This is a genomic window from Flectobacillus major DSM 103 (genome assembly GCF_000427405.1).
GTDB lineage: Bacteria > Bacteroidota > Bacteroidia > Cytophagales > Spirosomataceae > Flectobacillus > Flectobacillus major.
This window is the reverse complement of the sequence record NZ_KE386491.1, coordinates 706823-729115: the sequence shown is the minus strand read 5'-3', so window position 1 is coordinate 729115 and position 22293 is coordinate 706823. Positions and strand designations below refer to the sequence as shown.

Sequence of the window (22293 nt, the reverse complement as noted above, 5' to 3'; positions counted from 1 at the left end):
ATATGCAAGAGCAAAAAATATTGTAGTTACGATATTTTATCTAAATCGAATGGCATTTTTCGGATTCTCTTGCCTGTAGCAGCAAAAATGGCATTAGCCAATGCAGGAGCTAACGGTGGCAAACCTGGCTCGCCCACGCCTTTGATTTTGGCACCACCTTCGGCTAATATATGTACCTCAATGACAGGCATTTCATTGATTCTGACCATTCTATTATCATGAAAGTTAGATTGTTGCACTTGTCCTTTTTCAAAAGTAATAGCATCTTTGGTAGCTGCCCCAATGGCCATTGTGATAGCTCCTTCTACTTGTGCTTTTGTATTATCGGGATTTACAACTGTGCCTAAGTCTATTACGGCATATACTTTTTCTATTTTAATGCCTCCTGAAGCAGTCTTAGATACCTCAACCACCTGTGCCGCCAATCCAGCAAAAAACTCCCACTGAGCCACACCCCTACCCCATCCTTTTGGCAAAGGTTTGTCCCAGTGCGATACTTCTCTGAGCTTATTCAAAACTCTTCGGGTATCAGTTTCTTTAGTAAGCATCTCCTGCCTGAATGTAAAAGGGTCTTTTTTGACTTGATAGGCCATTTCATCAATAAAGCATTCATGCGAAAAGGACAACGTTGTACTGGTTACTGCTCGCCAAGCGGCCAGTGGAATATGCGTTTCGACATGTACATAGAAGTTTTTGATATGCGGAATTTCGTATTGTTGTTCACTAATACCCTCGGTCATTGAACCATCCGATTTTGTTTTGTCGTAGGTTTTGTTTTGAGTAGCACTAATAGACGGTGAAATTACTTTATGCTGAAAAGCAAGAGCTTTGCCATCGGCCGAAAACCCTGCTTTCAAAGCCGAAAAAGTCATTGGTCGAAAAGGCCCTTGTTGGGTATCATCTTCACGAGTCCAAATTACTTTTACAGGTTTAGCAGCCTCCTTGGCAATACTGGCAGCTTCGGTAGCAAAATCTTGGTACAAGCGTCGCCCAAAACCTCCACCATTAAATTGGATATTTACTTTAATATTCTCAGCTGGGATATTCAAGCCTTCAGCTACCCGATTACGGAGTAAATCAGGGCCTTGTGACGAAGCCCATATTTCGAGTTTATCTCCATCTGTCCAGCTAGCCAAGCAATTCATAGGCTCCATAGGCGAATGCGAAACCATTGGTGTTTCGTAAAAAGACTCTATTTTGACAGCCGCATCGGCAAAAGCTTTATCAAAGTCTCCTTGATTATGGTCGACCACACCGTCGGTTTTGGCCAAATCACGCAACTGTTTTTCAAAATCTTTGCTATTAAACTGGTCAAAGCCCTGATAATCCCATTCTACCGACAGAGCTTTTCTTCCTTTGAGGGCAGCCCAATAAGTGTCGGCAATAACGGCTACCACCTCGTATCTATTTTTTCCTAAAACTCGCTCGGCTCTCACAACCTTTTGTACACCTTTTACTTTTAGGGTTTTGGTATCGTCTATTTTCTTGATTTTTCCCCCAAAAACAGGACACCTTTCTACCGACGCATATACCATTCCTGCCACTTCAACGTCTATCCCAAAAGTAGCTTTTCCTGCTACTTTCAAAGGAATATCTTGGCGTTGGGTATCTTTACCTATCAGCTTAAAATCTTTATTATCTTTTAGTTTGGGGTCTTTGGGTACATCTAGTTTTGCAGCAACTTCTACCAATTCGCCATAGCCTATTTTTTTGCCAGAAGCACGATGATACACTACGGCACGTTCGGCATAACATTCGGTTTCGGGTACAGACCATGTCTGAGCGGCTGCTTTAATAAGCATTTCACGAGCCGTTGCTCCAGTTTTGCGAAGCATAGCAAAACTGGTTCTTACCGACGCACTTCCTCCTGCGGTTTGCCCTCCAAATTTTTTGTCGCCATTGGTTTGTTGAATGGTATATTGGTCTAAGCCAACCTCTAATTCTTCGGCAATAATCATCGGAATCGACTGCCATGTACCTTGCCCTATTTCGGGTTTAGAATTCATGATAGTAATTTTTCCAGATTTTTCGATTACTACAAAAGGCGTTAACTCAAAAGAAGCTTCTAGCCGACTTAAATTCTGAATTTCTGGCTGAGAAGCCTCGGCCGAAGTGCCTGACAAACCAATGATAAATGCTGCTCCAGAAAGTCCTGAAACTTTCAGGAAATGACGGCGATTTAGTGCTGTTGTTGATGTCTGCATGATTTTGGGCAAGTTTATGATATATCCTCAAATTTAATAAAACACACAACTCCTTATCAGATTTTTAGCTCAAGTGTTTATACTTTAACCTACAAAAAGGGCTACGATATTGTTTGAATCATAGCCCTTTTTGTGTATTAATATTGATGAAATGCCTCTGAAACGAAGCTTAAAACTTTTGGCAAAGCAGTTCGCCAATAAGTCCAAGTGTGTCCTCCATCATGAATCCTAAACTCGTGAGGAATTTCTTTTTTTCGCATGGCAATATGTACCAACGAATTGCCTTCGTAAAGAAAATCATCGTCGCCACAATCAATATACCATCTTACGGCCTTCTTTTGGTCGTCGGGTATATTCTTAATCAATTCTAGTATGCTGTATTTGGCAAAATGAGCTTTTTTCTCCTCGTCGGTAGCAGTAATATTAAAGCGTTTTAAACGAGCCTCCTCGTCCTCTAAGGTCATGGGGCCAGTAGCAGCACTTAGTGGACAAGCAGACGAGAATAGCTCGGGATGATGCAAGGCATAAGTAAATGTACCTTCGCCACCCATCGACAAGCCCGACACAGCTCTAAAGCGTTTTTCGGCTTTGATACGGTATGTTTTTTCGACAAAAGGCATCAATTCTTGGAAGAAAAAATCTTCATAACGCCATTCTCCTTTGGGGTCGTTGGCATAGCCTCTTCTACCAGTATTGGCATCGGGCATCACAATTATCATGGGCGTAGCCTTACCTTCGGCAATGGCTTGGTCGGCAATATGCTGTACTTCGCCAAACTGCACCCAGCCCGTTTGGTCGTCGCCTGCTCCGTGCAATAAATATAATACAGGGTAACTCCTTTGGGAGGTTTCGTAGTCGGCAGGCAAATAAATAGCAAACTTCCTGTCGGCATTGAGGATTTTACTTTTTACCGATACATTTTCAAATACTTTGCTACCTTGTGCCATAACAGATACAGGCAGCCCAATAGCAAACATCAATAATGTGAATAGTTTTTTCATGTTCAATAGAAGGGGTTTTAGAATAAAGTACTAGAAATATCTTAGCCATTTTTTGTCGGAATTGGCCGCTTTATAATGACTATATCGCAAACATAATGGGTATAATACCAATACCACACACGCCCAAATCAGGTAAATAGAAGGCAGTGAAACCCCAGAACCTTGTTCGGGACGACCAAATTTAAAAGCTCCAAATTGAAGGCTTTCCCACGAATAACCCTGCAAAAACACCATAATCAACATGGCAGTATGCACAAGATACCAGTGTATTATATAGTAAAAAAGAGGTACTTTGCCGTATATACTGACACGGCTAATCCATTGGCTATGGACACCATCCGACAACCGAAGCATGGCCATCGTAACACTTAGGGTCATGAGGGTAAATAGTAGCGATGGAGCATATTTGGTGGTATTGATAAATGATAAAATAGTATACCCTATATTTTTTTGGGCAGACCAAGGCACTGGGTCTCCATAGATATTGAGGAATCGTAACAATACAAACACAGAGAAAAAGGCAAGGCCGATTTGGGTAAGGTTTTTTCTGCGAGCTACATCGTCCAAATCGTACAAACGCCCTACAACAAACCCTGCTAGCATAATACCAAACCAAGGTAATACTGGGTACAAAAAGGCCATTGTGAAGCTATTACTAACAGGAAATATATTGGGACTCACAAAAACAGCCCATAATACTTTCAAGCTGATATTTTCAAAAGGTGGTATCAATGCTAAAGCATTATGCCCAAACACAATGACAACAGCTATAATTGCCTGTATTTTGGGCGATACTCGAAGCAAAAAAGCAAGCAGAATAAAACCTAACCCAATACAAGCAATTACTTGAAATAGTATTATTCTAAACTTAATATCAAACCAAATACCCAAGCTAATCACCGTAAAATCTAGGAAGATTAACCACAAACCACGAGTAATCAAAAACCGCTGGCTTTCCTTTATATTGTGGTGCTTATTAAACGACAAATACGCCGATACCCCCGACAAAAACACAAACGTTGGAGCACACAAATGAGTAATCCACCTTGTCATAAATAGTAAAGGTGTGGTTGTAGCCAAATTAGTGGGGTCTTCTGTTAGCGAACCTACGTGCATTAAGTCACGCACATGATCCAGAGCCATAATAATCATGACTAGCCCACGTGTAAAATCAATCGAAGGGTGCCGTTTGTTTATCATTGTCGTATTGGTAACAGCTATAAGTATTTGGTAGGTTATTGGTATTTTACAAATTTCCTTTTTTCATCTCTGCCACAGCATGGTTGGCTGCTCGGGCAGTTATTGCCATAAAAGTTAGCGATGGATTTTGCGTAGAAACAGAAGTCATACAAGCCCCATCCGTTACAAAGACATTTTTACAATTATGCAATTGGTTCCATTTGTTCAAAAGCGATGTTTTAGGGTCTTTACCCATTCTAACACCTCCCATTTCATGAATATCTAGGCCTGGAGCTTTGTCGGGTTTATCATGTGTTTGAATATTGACAAACCCTGCAATAGTCAACATTTCGGTCATTTGTTCATGAAAATCCTTTATCATTTTTTCATCGTTATCGTCGTAGGCTACCGACACCCGCAACTGAGGAATACCCCAAGGGTCTTTGAGGGTATTGTCGAGGGTTACAACATTACTTTCCTTCGGAATAGTCTCACCCATCATGTGCGAGCTTACCCGCCAATTACCATATTTCTTTTGGGTCAAATTATTTTTTAGTTCCTCACCAAAACCCGAAGTATCGTTATCTAAGCTTCTGCTTGCACCAAAACCTGCCGCATAACCACGCAAGAAATCCGTTTCTTGTTTTTCAACATTCCTAAACCTAGGAATATAGCTTCCGTTGGGTCTAATTCCTTCTGTAATACTATCTTGGAAGCCTTCGTATTCGGCCGAAATGGTTGTTCTAAAATTATGAAAAGCAATATATTTGCCCAACAACCCATTATCGTTGCCCAAGCCATTCTGAAAACGATTTGACTTTGAATTGAGCAATATCAAATTGGTATTCATAGTGGCCGCATTCACAAATATAATACGGGCATAATATTCGGTCATTTGCTTGGTATGAGCATCTATTACTCGTACACCTGTAGCCTTATTTTTCTTTTCATCAAATATAATAGAATGGACTACAGAATCGGGCTTGAGGGTCATATTGCCCGTATTAAGTGCCCATGGAATAGTAGACGAATTACTACTAAAATACCCTCCGTAAGGGCAGCCCCGCTGGCATAGCGAACGGTTTTGGCATTGTCCTCGCCCTTGTTTCAAATGAATAGGCTGAGGCTTGGTCAAATGAGCACATCGACCAATAATAATAGGTCGCTTGTTGTTATAATGCTTGGCCATTTGTTGGCTAAAATGCTTCTCAACACAACTTTGTTCGTGAGGAGGCAAAAATTCGCCATCAGGCAACTGTGGTAAGCCGTCTTTATTTCCAGAAATACCCGCAAACTTCTCGACATGACTATACCATGGTGCCAATTCAGCATAGCTAATAGGCCATTCTACGGCAAAGCCGTCACGAGCAGGGCCATCAAAATCAAACTGCGACCAGCGTTGTGTTCCTCTGGCCCACATTAGCGACTTCCCACCTACTTGGTATCCACGAATCCAATCAAAAGGTTTGTCTTGTATATAAGGATGTTCGGCATCTTTTACAAAAAAATGGGCGGCATCTTCATTAAAGGCATAACAACGACTTACAATAGGGTTGGCATCTTTAATAGCCTTAGGAATTTGCCCCAAATGTTCAAATTCCCAAGGGTTCATCATCGTTGTGGGGTAGTCGGTTACGTGTTTTACGTCACGCCCACGCTCCAACACTAGGGTTTTCAAACCCTTCTCGCTTAGTTCTTTGGCTGCCCAGCCACCACTTATTCCCGAACCAATTACGATAGCATCGAAAGTTCTTTCTTTTATAGAATCAATAGTTAAAAACGACATAATTAGAGAAAATTGGATTGAAGGGAACAATTTACTTGAGAGGTACGCATCCATGATAAAAACCTGGAGCCATATTAAAATTCAATAAATTAACCATAACATATTCCGAGTTCATATACCCCCGAATAGTAAGATTTTTAACTAAACCAACAAATTGTTTTGCAGTAGTATCCTGAGCCGCTTTCATAGCATTTAGTACAGCTAGCTGTTCGGCGGTATTACTCTCTACAAAGTTTTTCTGATGAAGTTTTTGACTAATGGTATCGGTAAGTGTCAATCCATTTTTAAAAATACCTTGAGCCTCCTCGCCATAGCAGTCTTTTATCATACGTTCTACAAAAAGATGTACTTTCAGTGACTTGGCACCAGGTGTACTGGTTTCGGGGATAATAGCTTCTGTAATGGCAGCGAGTAATTCCTGAGCAGCAGTAGTTTGTACAGAAGTTGGGGCATCAACAATACCTTCGGGGGTCCAGCCTTTTGCCCATGAGGGCATAGCAATTAGCCCTCCTACGGCCAAAGTTAAGTTCCTTATTGCGGAACGTCTTTCCATAATTAATCAGAGTTTTAGTTGTAATTTTTAAATATAAACTAAATAAGCATATTAACTTGTAAAGTCTGTATGTTTTTATAGAAAAAGCATACCTCTATGGCAATATATTACTTAATCTATCGAAAGAATTGTGAGTTAATGAGTGAGTTGTGGGTTATTTCATTAAAAATCTATCTTGTACATTAAATAACTCCATAAAAGTCGCATTAAATCCCCCTCAATGATTGATACCATACTACCCTTCATTTACTAATTCACAAACTCTCTCAATCACTCAGTCGTTCCTCTATTGGTACATTTTAAGGCAAACAGCCTAATTTTGGCAAGATTATCTATTAAATTGCCTTTCAATACAATTTAAACTCTATTATCATAATATGAAAAAAACAATTCTATTGCTTTTCCATTTGCTTTGTGCATCGTGTGTATTAGCAGCCAAAGTTGATACCATTCAGGTTTATAGCAATGCCATGCAAAAATACAGTCCAGTGGTAGTAGTATTGCCCGAGGGGTATCAGCAGGCCGAATCTACTCGTTTTCCTGTTATTTATTTTTTACATGGCTGGAGTGGTAATCACAAAAATTGGGTAAAGGATTCTCCAGATTTCAAGCAGTTGGTTGACCAATATAAAGTCATAGCTGTTTGTGTAGACGGTGGATACGATAGCTGGTATTTTGATAGCCCTATTGAGCCAAAATACCAATACGAAACCTATGTGTCTAAAGAATTAGTACCACAAATTGACCAAAAATACCGTACTAAAGCCGATATTGGGCATCGTGCTATTACTGGCTTGAGTATGGGTGGTCATGGAGCTATGTTTTTGGCAACTCGTCATCCCGATATTTTTGGGGCTGTAGCCAGTATGAGTGGCGGGGTCGATATTGTGCCATTTCCTAACAACTGGAATATTAAAGGCCGTTTGGGCAAATTAGAAGAAAACCGAGAGGTTTGGGAAAAACATGCTGTTATTAATCAAACTTTCCCCAAAGGACTTACTATATTGCTAGATTGTGGGGTTGATGATTTCTTTCTTGGTGTCAATCGTGCTTTGCACCAAAAACTTGTAGATTTAAAATATCCTCATGAATATACAGAACGCCCCGGAGGACATAACTGGGAATACTGGGCTGTGTCGACCAGAAATCATTTTTATTTTTTTAATGCCTTTTTCTTGAAAAATAATTAAAAAAAAGGTCGCAAACTATTCTCAGATTTGCGACCTTTTTGTTGATTAATTTCAAAAACAACTATCGATAGCTTTCTAATGAAACAATAGGCTGGCCGTCTTTATACAAGAAAAGTTCAGCCCCTTTTATCTCAAAACTTGTTGCACTTTCAAGTACGTTTATAAACTTGGTTTCGGCTTGTAGCTTATCGCAGGCCATTTTTGTGCTTATTATTTGTCCAAATTTTACATTATTAGCGTTTACGTCCAAGTTGCCTCGCAGTCTGTTACAGCCACCTGTACCCGTAAAACTTTTTAAGTCACGAGCAATCGTAATATAGGCCGATTTACTACCAGCCGACACCCAAGCATTGCCATCATAATAGCTTTCCAAAATCCATTGAGAAGCCAAGGGTAATCTCGGAATTTCAGCTTCTTTTTTAGACAAAACCCTGGCCAAAGTCCATTTTACATCTGGGGCATCGGCAGGAGGGTTTTTGATGGGGGTTTCTTTTACTTGAATTTTATATTCAAAGCCTTCTACAAACTTAAACCTATCTATTGTACCATAATAATTTTGCCATTCTTCCTCTTCGGCATATTTAATCAAGAAACACTTCATAGGCCCCACACCCTGACAATCGACCTGATGGTCGGCTACCCAAATCGTTTTTACATTTTTGGCAACCACTGCAGTTCTGTGTCTAGCTCTTGCTTTGTGCTTACGTTTTCTTGGTTTGGCATCTAACAACAATATACTACTTAGTAAAAAAGTAACGGTTAAAATGATATATTTCATTATTTAAAATTTTACTATTTATATGGTTACATCAATATTCCTTACAAACGGCAGGAATTACCATTTGTTTATTAGGCTAACCGTAAAGTTACAACATTATCTTGTTTGTCTAACTTCAATAGAAGGTTTAATCATAGTTTTTACTATTCAAAAAGAGTGCTTACGCTCATGTTAAGTTATCAAATAATTATAAAGAGTAGTTAAAACAGGCAGACACCTATTTCTTGAATGCAAGATTTTTAGGATTATATTAAAAATACACTAAAGTCTCCTATCTCAATTTTACTAACTGGCAAAAATTTGCCAGTTAGTAAAATTGAGATAGTTTTTTTAACGATAACACTATTTTATCAGCTATTGCCTAGACGACATTGTCTATATCAAAGGGTAGTTTACGGATACGCTTGCCTGTGGCCTGATAAATAGCATTGCAAAGTGCAGGGGCAAATGGCGGTAGTCCTGGTTCGCCAACACCATTGGGTTTAGTGCCATCTACCAAAATATGAATATCAATAACAGGCGGTACTTCATTGATTCGAGCCATACGGTAATCGTGAAAATTGCTATTGGTAGCCATGCCCTTATCAAAAATAATAGCATCTTTGGTTGCAGCCGTGAGTGCCATAATAATAGCTCCTTCTACTTGTGCTTTTACATTACTAGGATTAATTACTGTACCACAGTGAATTACAGCCGTTACTTTTTCTATTTTGACACCTTTTTCTTGACGAGATACCTCAACTACCTGCCCGCATACACCTGCAAAAAACTCCCAGACGGCCACACCACGCCCCCAGCCTTTGGGTAGTGGCTTATTCCAGTCAGATTTTTCTTTTAGTGTATTCAAAATAGTAAAGACATGCCCCTTGTTGGTTAACTGATTCAAGCGAAAATCAATAGGGTCTTTACCTGCTTTGTGAGCCATTTCGTCAATAAAGCTTTCGTGTGAAAAGGCTGTAGTGGTAGAAGTAACAGCACGCCACCAGCCTAATGGAATAGTATTTTGGGCAAAAACATAGGTATTTTTTACATGAGGAATATTATAGGACATATCGCTAATACCTTCGGTCATTTCGCCTGCAGCCTTGGCTTTATCATGACTTTGATACAGATAATCCATAATAGAGGGCGATACCACTTTGTGCTGAAAAGCCGTAGCTCTTCCATCGGCACTCAAAGCCGCTTTCAATTGGCTATATGTTGAAGGACGAAAAGGGCCTTTGGAGGTATCATCTTCACGTGTCCATATTACTTTGACAGGAGCACTCATACTTTTCGATAACATAGCTGCTTCGCAGGCTACATCAGGAAAAAGCCGTCGACCAAAACCTCCACCCGAAAATTGAATATTGACAGTTATATCTTCGGGATTCAGTTTCATATACTGAGCCAAAGAGTCTCGTACCAAATCGGGGCCTTGTGACGAAATCCATACTTCACATTTATTGCCTTGTATATATGCCAAGGCATTTTGGGGTTCCATAGGCGAATGAGCCAGAAAAGGGGTTTCGTAGGTAGCATCCAAAGTGGTGATAGCCCCTTGGTACGTTTTATCAAAATCGCCCCAAGCTTTGTCAATTACTCCTTCTTGTTGTGCTAGGTTTTGAAAGTTAGCCGTAATAGAATCAGAACTCACCTTGTCATTTCCGGCATAATCCCATTCTATTACTAAGGCTTTCCTAGCTTTTAGGGCCGCCCAATACGAATCGGCAACAACGGCTACACCCGAACCCTCTACTACATTATTTTCTAATTTTCGGTCGGTTTTTAATACGGCTTTCACTCCTTTTATTTTCATGGCTGCCGAGCCATCAAATGCTTTTACTTTTCCACCAAAAACAGGACATCGTTCAATACTTGCATACAACATTCCTTGCAAAGTAACATCCATACCAAAAACAGCTTTACCATTTACTTTCGACGGAATATCTGGCCGAGCCAATGGTTTGCCAATATACTCGAAATTAGCAGGGTTTTTGAGTTGAGGAGAGGCAGGTACTTCCAGAGCCGACGCTTCGGTGGCTAGTTCGCCAAATGCCAATACACGATTGGTAGATTTGTGCCATACTTTCCCTTCTGCGGTTATACATTCCGAGCTATTTACACCCCAACGCTTACTTGCTACGGCAATCAGCATTTCTCTGGCAGCAGCTCCTGCTATACGCAACTGGTCGTACGAGCCTTTTACCGAATTGCTTCCTCCTGAAGTTTGGTCTCCAAATTTTTTTTCTCCTTTTGAAAAAACAATATGGACTTGTTCGAGCGAAACGCCTAACTCTTCGGCCAAAATTACAGGGATAGCCTGATAAGTACCTTGCCCCATATCGGGTTTATGAGCAAATAGCGTTATTTTACCTGTAGGTTCAATCTGAATAAATGGCGTTATTTCAAGGTTTTTGCTTACCGAAATATTGTGTAAGGTATTGGCAGAAGCTGCCCTAGACCAACCCAACAACAAGCCTACACCCGACAAACTGCTGATTTGGAGAAAATTTCTTCTATTCAATGGCTCTTTCATATTAATGTCTATCTATGTTTTGGAATATCTGGATTGGGCTTCATCCCCAAAAGAGTGAAGTTTCTTTGTATATCTGTTATATACATTACAAATATGGGGTTATAAAAGCATATTTGTATAGGAACAAAAAACCCTGTAAGAAAACATCAATCTTACAGGGTTCAAGGTGAATACATTCGTGTATTGGTTGGCTATATCTTGATTCAATTAGCCAATATTATCAATATCAATTGGCAATGTTCTCAGCCTTTTACCAGTTAGGTTAAATATGGCATTACACAAAGCAGGTGCTATTGGAGGCAAGCCTGGTTCGCCAACACCCCCTGGGGCTTCGGTACTCTCGATAATATGGATTTCGGTTTGTGGCATTTCATTGATACGCAATACATTGTATTCGTGGAAATTGGTTTGCTCGGTGACACCATTTTTGAGCGTAATACCATTTTTGATAGCCGCCGTAAGCCCCATAACAATATTTCCTTCTGTCTGAGCCAATACGTTGTCGGGGTTTACCGTCATTCCGCAATCTACTACCGATACCACTTTTTCGATTTTCACACCTTTTCCTTGCTTAGACACCGTAATAGCATGAGCCACAATAGTACCAAAAGAACGAGCTACCGCAATACCTACTGCCTGATTGGCAGGAAGTGGCTGATGATAATGAGCTTTTTTAGCCAAGGTTTGTAACACCCTCGAAAATCTAGGAGCATCGGCCAGCATTTCTAATCGAAAAGCTAATGGGTCAATTTTGGCTGCATGAGCCAATTCGTCCATAAAACTCTCCTGTCCAAATGCTGTAGTAGATGAATAAACCGAACGCCACCAAACAATAGGAATATCGGTTTCGGCCAAGTTGAACGACAATTTACGATTATCTATATCGTACGGACTATCTTCAAAATTAGCAGTTTCACTAGCCCAATCATCTGCCTTGTTTTTGAGAGGACTACCAAATACTTGGTGCTGAATAGATGCTCCTACAATTTGGTGATGATGTGCAATCAAAGACCCTTTTTCGTCTAAAGCACCTTCTAGCCTATCTAACATAGCAGGGCGGAACGGCCCTTGTGTCATATCGTCTTCACGTGTCCAAATTACCTTTACAGGGGCTTTTACTTGTTTTGAAATATGCAACGCTTCCATTACATAATCATAGTATGCCTTACGGCCAAATGCACCACCCATAAAAGGCACATTGACTTTTACATTTTCTGGCTTAATATTTAGGTAAGCCGCCACTTGCGGAATCAGGCCATCGGGGCCTTGAATAGGTGCCCAAATTTCTACTTTGTCGCCCTGTACCCATACAGTGGCATTTTCGGGTTCGAGTGGGGCATGAGCCAAAAATGGGGTTTCATAAGATGCCTCCAATTTTTGACTTGCTTTGGCAAAGGCATTTCTAACATCACCTCGTTTTTCTGGATAATCTACTCCTTCGGTTTTGGCCAAAGTGCGGAGGTTCTCAAAATACCCATCTGTCGAAGTCTTATCGGCTCCCTGTGCATCCCACTTTACTTTGAGGGCTTTTCTACCTTTGAGAGCCGCCCAATAGGTATCGGCTACAACCGCAACGGCTTCTACGGCACGATGAGGCATTTTACGTTCAGTTTTGATCACCTGTTTTACACCCTTTACCTTGAGCGACTCAGTGCTATCAAAGCTAAGGACTTTGCCCAGAATAGTAGGCGAACGCTCGATACTGGCATATAACATGCCTGGTAATTGGGCATCTATGCCAAAAATAGCCGTTCCATTTACTTTAGATGGTATTTCTGGACGAGGAACAGACTTACCTAATAATTTAAAATCTTTAGGGTCTTTGAGTTTTGGCTCTTTAGGAACTTCTAATTTAGAAGCCTCTTCTACCAACTCGCCATAAGTAAACGATTTGCCCGAAGGCTTATGAAATACTTTAGCTTTTTCGGCATAGCATTCGCTTAGGGGTACGTTCCACTTGGTGCTGGCAGCTTTTATGAGCATTTCTTTTACAGCTGCTCCTGCTTTACGCATAGGTTGCCAACGTGTTCTGATAGAAGACGAACCACCCGACAATTGCGACCCATATTTGCCTTGCCCATCGGTATTGCGAATAGTAACCTGCGATAAATCTACCTCCAATTCTTCGGCCAATAATAATGGCAAAGATTGATAAGTACCCTGCCCCATGTCGGGACGAGCATTGAATAATGTAATTACCCCTTCGTCCGAAATAGAGATATAAGGATTTAGTTCAAGCCCAAGAGCCAAGGCATTAGAGTCTATTTTGGTCATAACAGCGGCTTCGCTATTATGCCAAGGAAGGCTAAAACCAATAGCCAATAAGGCTGTGGTTTTACCTGATATTTTCAAGAAATCTCTTCGATTAGAAGACACTGATACATTTGACATAGTTTGAATGTTGTTTAGAAGAAAAATCCACAGAATAGTACCTATTTACCAGTAGAGTTTCCTCCTTCTTTCATCAAATCAGCAGCACGGTGAATCGCCTTGCGGATGCGTGGGTATGTACCACAACGGCAAATATTGCCCGACATAGCAACGTCAATATCTTCGTCGGATGGATTGGCGTTGGTTTTTAATAATGCTACCGCCGACATAATTTGCCCTGACTGGCAATAGCCACATTGAGGAACTTGAGCTTCAATCCAAGCTTGTTGAACGGCGTGGTCGGTATTGGCCGAAATACCTTCAATAGTTGTGATTTTGTTAGTTGCTTTTACTGTCGACACTGGCGTTGAGCAAGAACGAATAGGCTGGCCGTCGAGGTGTACAGTACAAGCTCCACACAAAGCCATTCCACAGCCAAACTTGGTACCCTTCAAGCCTACATAATCACGAATTACCCATAAAAGCGGTGTATCGGCATCGGCATCTACACTATATTTTTTACCATTAACTGTCAAATTATACTTTGCCATTGTGCTATATGTTTAACTATTTGATAATCTATATTAAAAATGTACAACGAATTGTATTCATTATAATATAAAAATAGAAAATAGGATGATATTGTTCAAGTTTTTTCGATGAATGAATTAATAAACTTGCTCAAAGTATGCTTAATATTACCACTCAGGTGTTACTCCTCCACGCACTCTTGAATTGAGCGATATACGAATAATCGGGGTTAGCTTTGACGAAACGGGGCCGTCTTTGGTAAAAACACCATTTTCGAGACGATACCCAAACTCTAGCCTAAAGATTCGGGCAATGCCGTCTATACCATAACCAAATTCAGCATAGTTGAAGTGTTTGTTGGCAGTGTACAAATAATTGGCAAAAATCTCTTCTCTCAGAGCTAATTTTCGGGCGATATTCAATCGAGAAATCAAGAACTTTCTGAACCCAAACATAGTCATAATATCGACATAAGTACCATTGGTTGAATACAAAAATGGGTCGATAAACTTTTTACTAGCCCCCCAAACATAGTTGTCGTAAAAACCTACCAAGCGGTGTGTAGTAAGTACATCACCAATCGAAATCATATTATTATTTCCGTTGAAATGTTTAAAATCGGCAAAGGTCATCGACTCAGAATCAAAGAATGTTCCTACTTGAGCAATGTAGTTAAAGTTGGTATTGATAGATAATGGGAAATTGTGCGTTATTCCAAGCTCGACAGTATGAAAATCCATATCGGTTTTCAGAATATTACTCAAACCTCCACGGTATTTGAAAATAATTAATGGCGACGACGACAAATCAACCATTCTGATAGAATTGCGATACTGCTTTTTAAGCGTTGGGCGGTAATTTACCTGAAAACTTACCAAAAAGGCATCGTTAGTTTTAAACTGCGTTGCTCCTATTTCTTTGTTATCAGGAGCATTTGGCAAATAATCGTTATTCTGGAAGTTTATCCAATAATAATTTGTAGAGTTTTCGAGCGGATACCTCCTAGCCCACTCTATCGACGAGCGAATAGCCCAAGCATTAGAAATACGTTCTTGTAAACTAAAGTTGATAAACTCTTTTTCGTAGATTTTTACGTAGTTCTTTTTCAAAAGAAGCGTAGAAAGTGAGTTGAGGTCGAATGCAATAGGCGTATCAACATTGTACTGAGACACAAACTTTCCTGCTGTTACACTGAAATCATCTTGTTGGGTTTTCCAACGCAACTTCAATGTACCCGACGATTTATTGAGGTTGTACGAATAACGCCATGTAGGGTCTATTTCAAACCAGTCATAACGAGCTTTTCTAAAACGGTATAAAGCCCCTGTATTTTGTACAAAACCTTCTACAGTATTGAAGTTAAAATCCAATACAGGTGATTTGTAATAAATTTCGTGAGGATAAAAGCCCCGTTCGTTATTTCCCCAAAAATATGAACGGCTAAAAAGAATACTACCTACCCCAAACTTCAAATTAGCTTGTCGGTATGTGGCATATTCGTCGGGTTGCGCAGGCAAAGACGATTTCTCGATAGCTGAAATAGGCAAATTAGGTTCAAACATCTGATACTCGTTATTAGTTTTTAGCTCGCCCCACCATGCTTCCGAGCGGCTTTTGGCTTCAGTTGTTAATACCACTTTATCGTATCTTTTCAGACCCGATGCAATATTGGCATCGCTCCATATATTTTGGAGATTGGTAGCCAGTGTACCCATTACCTGCTTAAATTGTTGTACCTCAAAATTACGTTCTTGAATATTATAGACTTCTCTAAATTCATTTTCCTGAGGGCGTACAATAGGCGTATTCAGGCCTAGCTTATAATTCCATACTTTGGCCAAATAATGGTATTTCCCCACAAATCCCATCAACTTTCCACTCACATCAATTTTGTAATTTGTAGGCAAATACACCCCATCTACCGATTCATAATTGACATGGATTTGGTATTGAATAGCATAATGCCTTACAGCCAAATCAACCTCGGCGAGCCAGTACCCTTGGGTTGAAATGGCAATAATTCCCGAAAATACCTTTTCGTCGTTATGATGTTTAGGAGTAACCTTAAATCGATACACAGGCGTTTTGCCCGAAATACCTGTACCTAGGTACTCAAAAGTATAAAAATACAGAGCCTTTTCAGAAAGGGGCGAAATTGCATCGGGTCCTACAATGGCCTTATAAAAATTAGGATTGACATATTTGTCGGCACGAGGCTCGGCATGATAATTATTTCGAACAGCCTTATATTCAAATAGATAACTATTATTATTATCTACCTGAAAATTAGCATACGACTCAGATTGATACACAAGGCTATCTTCGACACCCTCTTTTTTCAAGAAGCCACGCCAAATACTGGGTATGCGATTCCACGTTCCTTGGTTTTGAATAATCACCTCAGCCGAATAATTGGCTGTAGCTTTATCGTGTTCGGGAGCTAATAGGATGGCCTTTTCAATAATTTGTAACGAAGCAGTTGTATCAATATGAGAGGCTTTTATAGCAAAAACATGGCAGCATATAGATAATATAACAATGAGTGGCTTGGTTGTAATTTTAAACATAATAATTCGCAAAGATAACTCTGCTTCAATTTTAAATTGAGTTTTGTTTCTGGACAAAATTAACGAAAAAATAAAACAAATAGTTTGCTTTTCAGCAAGTTAAGCTTCAAACTATTTCTTGATAATAACCAAAATATCATTATATTGTTAAAAACCGCCCAAAAATAAGTAACAAAGCTCCATGAATAAATCTAAAAGATTTAATGATATTTTTGTGTTTTTTCACTAAATTAAATAATAATGTCTAGTATTGCAAAAAACACTCCGTAAGGGGCAGTATAAGAGGCTTGTGGCATTCAGCATACAAGGCTTTATTTTATACACTTAGCTTATATCAATATAGTAAACGAAAAAGCATATAATTTCTTTTAAATCCAAAAACCATTCCTCCTATGCATCCACCACTTAGCACTTTATTTGGATTTTTTCCAAACAACACACGAACAAAGCCTAAAAAATCGTTGTTACAACAATAAACCATAAATCACATACCATGCAAAGCACTCAGTTAAGCCTTATTGTTAAGAAACTGACCGAGTTTTACGGCACTGAATTTAACAATTTCACTTACCAAGCACCACTAACTGCTACTAAGACGTATGACCAAAGTAATACGTTTGAGTTTGTGAATGACCTTATCCAAGAGGCCCGAAAACAACAGTTTTTAGTCGTAGAAAACTACGCAAACGCACAAGAGTTCCATGTGTTAATCGAAGAAAATGCTCATCCTATCCTCTTCTTTGAGGAAACGGCTGCAGGCATCACGCCTATTATTGCAGCCCGAACACTCAAGGATGATAAGCCTTTTTTTTGGAAGATAACGCCAGATGGATCAAAAGAAATTGCGACTGACACCCAGTTTAGCCCGCAAAAAATCTTTAACAATCCCAATAGTACCCTCAACGGCAAAGTTCGCTTTTTAACTGTTTTTCCACTGGAAAATATCGGAGAAGAAAACATCGTTGAGAATCAGTCGCCTGTGCAAAGGCTACTGAATATGCTCAGGAAAGAGAAAAAAGATATTACCACTATTTATATTTATGCCATTGTAGTGGGTATTATCAGTTTAACACTTCCATTGGGTATCCAAGCCATTATTGGTCTTATTTCTGGGGGCTTATTTTTTAGCTCAGTTTATGTCTTAGTAGGTGTTGTTATTTTGGGAATTATCTTCTCAGGGATTCTCCAAATTTATCAGCAAACTTTAGTTGAAATCCTACAACGGCGTGTTTTTGCCAAAGCTGCCTTTGAATTTACCTACCGTATCCCAAGGGTCAAATCAGAATCTATTCTTGGTGTGTACGCTCCCGAATTAATGAATCGCTTTTTTGATATTCTCAATGTTCAAAAAGCTCTTCCCAAGGTCTTAATTGACATCACTGCAGCCATTATTCAGATTCTTTTCGGTATTATTCTTCTTTCGTTGTACCACCCCTACTTCATTGCATTTGGTGCTATCACCATTCTTATTGTTACGTTGGTGGTCTACTACAACGCACCTAAAGGCTTGGAAACCAGCCTCATAGAATCCAAATACAAATACAAAGTAGCTCAGTGGCTCGAAGACATCGCACGTACACTTTATGCGTTCAAGTCGGCGGGGTCTACCAATTTGCCCATGCAAAAAATGGACTATTTGGTAAACAACTACCTCAAATACCGCAAAAAGCACTTTAATGTATTATTGATTCTATTTGGAAATGCTGTCTTTTTCAAAGCCTTTATCACAGGTCTTTTATTGATTTTGGGTACTATGTTGGTAATCGACCGCCAAATTTCTTTGGGTCAGTTTGTAGCCTCCGAAATCATCATTGTCTTGGTGGTTAATTCGGTAGAAAAACTCATAGGAAGTATCGAAACCGTATTTGATTTACTCACTGCGGTAGAGAAAATGGGTCATGTTACTGACTTGCCATTAGAACGCCAAAATGGCTTGAATTACGATTTCAATGCTCATTCAGAGGGGCTTTCGCTCAAGGTTCGTGACCTTAGCTATCGCTATCCCGATGGTAGTAAATATGTACTTAAAAAACTTAACCTAGACATTAGCCCTAACGAAAGTATCTGTATTACAGGAACGAATGGCTCAGGAAAAGAAACTTTACTCAAAATCCTTTCAGCTATTTTTACTGAATACGAAGGCTCTATTTCGTACAATGGCATTTCTATCCGAGACCTCAACCTCAATGCCGTACGTGATGCTATTGAACGTAACCTGTCGTTAGATTTGATTTTTGATGGGTCGTTGCTCGACAACATCATTATGGGTCGAAAAAACATCACCTTCGACGACCTCCAATGGGCACTCAATAGCCTTAATATGCAAGAGGTAATAGCAGAACTACCCGAAGGGCTCAATACCCAAATGATAGCAGGAGGAAAACGTTTTTCAGAAAGCTTTATCGCCAAGGTGTCGGTAGCACGCTGTGCCGTCGAAAAGCCAAAACTATTGATGATTACCGATATTTATCGTGAACTCCACAAAGCCGAGCGACTTAAATGTATTTCGTTTTTGACCGATAAGTCAAATCCTTGGACATTGTTGACAATTTCCAACGACCCCGTTGTAATGGCTGCTTGCGACCGAGTTTTGGTCATGAACGAAGGTGAGATAGCCCTAGATGGTACTTTTGAAGAACTTATCAAAAACACTCATTTTCAGGATTTAATTGATTAGATTTTTGAATCTTGTCATCCAACAGCTAGACACAAAATACAACGCTTTTAATCAGAAGAAATTCTATGTTAAATATATCAAAACAAAAAGTTCATGACAAAGTCCATGCACAATTTGAGCTTCATTCGCTCAATACGCTGCATACGCCACGCTCGGCGGTAATCCTCAAAAGGTGGCTTACAGGTATTGGACTTGTCCTTTTGGCCATCCTATTTTTGCCTTGGCAACAAAATATTAATGGTAAAGGCGAAATATCGGCATTAACACCTGCCGACCGCCCCCAAAATATCCAGAATATTATTGCAGGACGAATCGAACAATGGCTTGCCAGAGAAGGTGATTTTGTAGAAAAAGGCGATACGCTATTGATTATTTCCGAAATCAAGGATGATTATTTCGACAAAAACCTTGCTTTTCGTTTACAAGAACAGCTTACAGCCAAAAAGGCTGCACTAGAAAGCTATCATGTAAAAATCAAAGCCCTCGAAAATCAAATAGTAGCCTTGCGTCAAAACCAAGTTTATAGCTACCAAAAAGCTCAAAACAAGGTCAAGCAAAATCAGGCAAAGGTAATTTCGGATAGTACCGATATTATTGCAGAACAAGTACAGGCCAATATCGCTCAGATTCGCTACGACCGTGGTGAAGACCAATACAAAAATGGTGGTATTGTTTCGTTGAGCGAGCTAGAATCTAGAAAAATGAAATTACAGGAAACCAAAGCAAAACTGGTTTCGGTACAAAACAAATTACTGGTTTCTCGTCAGGAATTAATTAATGCCCGTATTGAACTCAACTCGGTAAATGCCGACTATGCCGAAAAAATCTCGAAAGCTGAATCAGATAAAAGCTCGGCGATGTCTTCGTTGGCAGCAGGCGAATACGAACTTTCACAACTACAAAACAAAATATCCAATGTGAATTTTCGACTTGGACAATACGTTGTTCGAGCCCCACAAGATGGATACGTAGTAAAGGCTCTCAAAGCAGGTATTGGCGAAACCATCAAAGAAGGTGAATCTATTTGTACGCTTCAACCTTACTTGCCCGACATGGCCGTTGAGCTGTATGTAAAAGCTATGGATGTGCCATTGATTCAGGAAGGCCGAGAAGTTCGTTTGCAATTTGAGGGATGGCCTGCATTGGTGTTTTCGGGGTGGCCTTCTACTTCTGTAGGTACTTTTGGCGGAACAGTAAAGGTAATCGACCGAATTAATAGCAAAAGTGGCGACTACAGAATGTTGGTTGTACCCAAAAAAGGGGACGACCCTTGGCCAAAACAACTTAGAATGGGCTCGGGTGTAGCAGGATGGGTAATGCTCGACAACGTACCTGTTTGGTACGAACTATGGCGACAGCTTAATGCTTTCCCTGCCAACTTGAAAAGTGAACCCGAAGAAAAGAAACCAGAGAAAAAAGAAGAGAAAAAATAATGAAACCAACCTTGCATATTCACAAAGGTTTGAACGTATTCAGTAAGCTATCTCTTTTTGTTTTCATAAACATAATAGGTGTTCTTGTCAATACCCATCATCTTTATGCTCAAGCAGAATTTAGTTTTGAAGACTTCAAAAACCTTGTGCTAAAAAATCACCCTACGGTGAAACAGGCCGAATTGTACCCGCGTGATGCTGATACCGAAATTATGCAGGCCAAAGGACAATTTGACCCCAAAATTAGTTCCAACTTCGACCGTAAGGCTCTTAGTGGTACTGATTATTATAACCGCTGGGAAAATGCCCTGAAAATACCTGTATGGACAGGTACAGACATCAAGTTGGGCTACGAAAACAAGTCGGGCAAGAAACTCTTGCCCGAAGAATCACCCGAACTTTTGGTGGCTGGAATTACCGTACCAATTGGCCAAGGGATGATTATTGATGCCCGACGTACCACCCTCAAGCAAGCACAACTTGCCAAAACTATGGCCGAAGCTGAGAAACTCAAACTGGTCAACAAAACCATTTTGTCGGCTTCAAAGGCTTACTGGGAATGGTGGTTTAGTTTTCAACAACTCACCTTCCTTAGAGAAGGCTACGAGCTGGCCAACCAACGGTATATTGCTACCCAAGAAAGAGCCCGTATTGGTGAACAAGCAGGCATAGATTCGGTAGAAGCAAAAATTACTTTGCAAGACCGACAAATCGCCTTAGAGCAAGCCAATGTAGAATGGCAAAATACCCGACTGGCTTTATCTAACTTTCTTTGGGACAGCAACGAAACACCCTTAGAATTACCCGAAAATGCACTACCGCCCAAGGTATTGTTCAGAAAGTTTGATGAAATTACTTTGCAACATTTAATTACTCAGGCCAAAGTACAACACCCTGAAATTGTAAAATTAGATGTTAAAATAAAGCAATTAGGTTTGGAAGAAAAACTCCGCAAGGAACTCCTCAAGCCTCAGCTTAATTTTAATTTTAATTTTATTACCAAAAGCCTTAATTCGTCGTACAACGATACGCCTATTTCTTTCGACAATCATAAAATGGGGGTTGAATTTGTTTTACCGATTTTCTTGCGAAAAGAACGTGGAAAACTTCAGCAAGTTAGAATTAAGCAAATATCAACGGGTTTTGAACTCAATTTGGCCAAGCGCGAAATTGTCAACGACGTTTATGCTTCTTATAATGAAGTGAAAAATTTAGAACGACAACTAACCCTACAGCAACAGGCAACTCAAAACCAAGAGCTTTTGCTAAAGGCAGAGCAACGCAAATTTGAAATAGGCGAAAGTACCCTTTTCCTAATCAATGCCCGTGAAAGCAAGTTCATTGACATGAAAATCAAAGTAGAGTCGCTACGAGGCAAATACGAAAAAGCTATTGCCAATTTGGCTTATATGGCTGGTTTGAGCGAGCTTAATTAGCATACAATAAGCGTCGTTTGCTTATTTACCTCATTATTGATACCCATAGCGGGAGCAACCCCGCTATGGT

The 22293-nt window shown here is 39.9% G+C and carries 14 protein-coding genes; 4 read left to right on the top strand and 10 right to left on the bottom strand.

Annotation, left to right across the window (positions count from 1 at the left end; genetic code table 11):
- Positions 1–26: 26 nt before the first annotated feature.
- The 5 genes from FLEMA_RS0104865 to FLEMA_RS0104845 form a co-directional block, all read right to left on the bottom strand.
- A complete protein-coding gene (locus FLEMA_RS0104865) occupies positions 27–2204 on the bottom strand; it encodes a xanthine dehydrogenase family protein molybdopterin-binding subunit (RefSeq protein WP_026994488.1) in 2178 nt (725 codons plus the stop codon).
- Positions 2205–2341: 137 nt separating this feature from the next.
- A complete protein-coding gene (locus FLEMA_RS0104860; RefSeq protein ID WP_026994487.1) occupies positions 2342–3205 on the bottom strand; it encodes an alpha/beta hydrolase in 864 nt (287 codons plus the stop codon).
- Between the two features lie 30 nt (positions 3206–3235).
- Entirely contained in the window at positions 3236–4405 is a 1170-nt protein-coding gene (locus FLEMA_RS0104855) for an acetyltransferase domain-containing protein (RefSeq protein WP_044170814.1), read from the bottom strand.
- Positions 4406–4451: 46 nt separating this feature from the next.
- On the bottom strand, positions 4452–6170 hold the full coding sequence (locus tag FLEMA_RS0104850) for an FAD-dependent oxidoreductase (protein WP_026994485.1): 1719 nt from the start codon (positions 6168–6170) through the stop codon (positions 4452–4454).
- A 31-nt stretch (positions 6171–6201) separates the two neighbouring features.
- Entirely contained in the window at positions 6202–6723 is a 522-nt protein-coding gene (locus tag FLEMA_RS0104845) for a gluconate 2-dehydrogenase subunit 3 family protein (protein ID WP_026994484.1), read from the bottom strand.
- Between the two features lie 377 nt (positions 6724–7100).
- On the opposite strand from FLEMA_RS0104845, the gene FLEMA_RS0104840 reads away from it, so the two are divergent.
- A complete protein-coding gene (locus FLEMA_RS0104840) occupies positions 7101–7913 on the top strand; it encodes an alpha/beta hydrolase (RefSeq protein ID WP_026994483.1) in 813 nt (270 codons plus the stop codon).
- Between the two features lie 61 nt (positions 7914–7974).
- Here FLEMA_RS0104840 and FLEMA_RS75895 read toward each other — a convergent pair whose 3' ends face one another.
- From FLEMA_RS75895 to FLEMA_RS0104815, 5 genes are all read right to left on the bottom strand, one after another.
- Positions 7975–8691 carry a DUF4377 domain-containing protein gene (locus FLEMA_RS75895; RefSeq protein ID WP_052353956.1) on the bottom strand — a complete coding sequence of 239 codons (717 nt, stop codon included), beginning with the start codon at positions 8689–8691 and terminating at the stop codon, positions 7975–7977.
- A 361-nt stretch (positions 8692–9052) separates the two neighbouring features.
- Entirely contained in the window at positions 9053–11209 is a 2157-nt protein-coding gene (locus FLEMA_RS0104830) for a xanthine dehydrogenase family protein molybdopterin-binding subunit (protein WP_026994482.1), read from the bottom strand.
- Between the two features lie 207 nt (positions 11210–11416).
- Complete coding sequence (locus tag FLEMA_RS0104825) at positions 11417–13600, bottom strand: xanthine dehydrogenase family protein molybdopterin-binding subunit (RefSeq protein ID WP_026994481.1); 2184 nt, start codon at positions 13598–13600, stop codon at positions 11417–11419.
- 41 nt (positions 13601–13641) lie between these two features.
- On the bottom strand, positions 13642–14130 hold the full coding sequence (locus tag FLEMA_RS0104820) for a (2Fe-2S)-binding protein (RefSeq protein WP_026994480.1): 489 nt from the start codon (positions 14128–14130) through the stop codon (positions 13642–13644).
- 147 nt (positions 14131–14277) lie between these two features.
- Positions 14278–16677, bottom strand: coding sequence for a DUF5686 family protein (locus FLEMA_RS0104815; protein WP_026994479.1), 2400 nt, complete (start codon positions 16675–16677; stop codon positions 14278–14280).
- A 493-nt stretch (positions 16678–17170) separates the two neighbouring features.
- Between FLEMA_RS0104815 and FLEMA_RS0104810 the strand changes: the two genes are divergently transcribed.
- The 3 genes from FLEMA_RS0104810 (at position 17171) to FLEMA_RS67525 (ending at position 22223) form a co-directional block, all read left to right on the top strand.
- The gene (locus FLEMA_RS0104810; RefSeq protein ID WP_052353955.1) at positions 17171–19354 is read left to right on the top strand and encodes a peptidase domain-containing ABC transporter; all 2184 of its coding nucleotides are present in this window, start codon (positions 17171–17173) and stop codon (positions 19352–19354) included.
- A 65-nt stretch (positions 19355–19419) separates the two neighbouring features.
- Positions 19420–20787 carry an HlyD family secretion protein gene (locus FLEMA_RS0104805; protein ID WP_026994477.1) on the top strand — a complete coding sequence of 456 codons (1368 nt, stop codon included), beginning with the start codon at positions 19420–19422 and terminating at the stop codon, positions 20785–20787.
- A complete protein-coding gene (locus FLEMA_RS67525) occupies positions 20787–22223 on the top strand; it encodes a TolC family protein (protein WP_052353954.1) in 1437 nt (478 codons plus the stop codon). The genes FLEMA_RS0104805 and FLEMA_RS67525 overlap by 1 nt, the downstream gene beginning before the upstream one ends.
- Positions 22224–22293 lie beyond the last annotated feature (70 nt).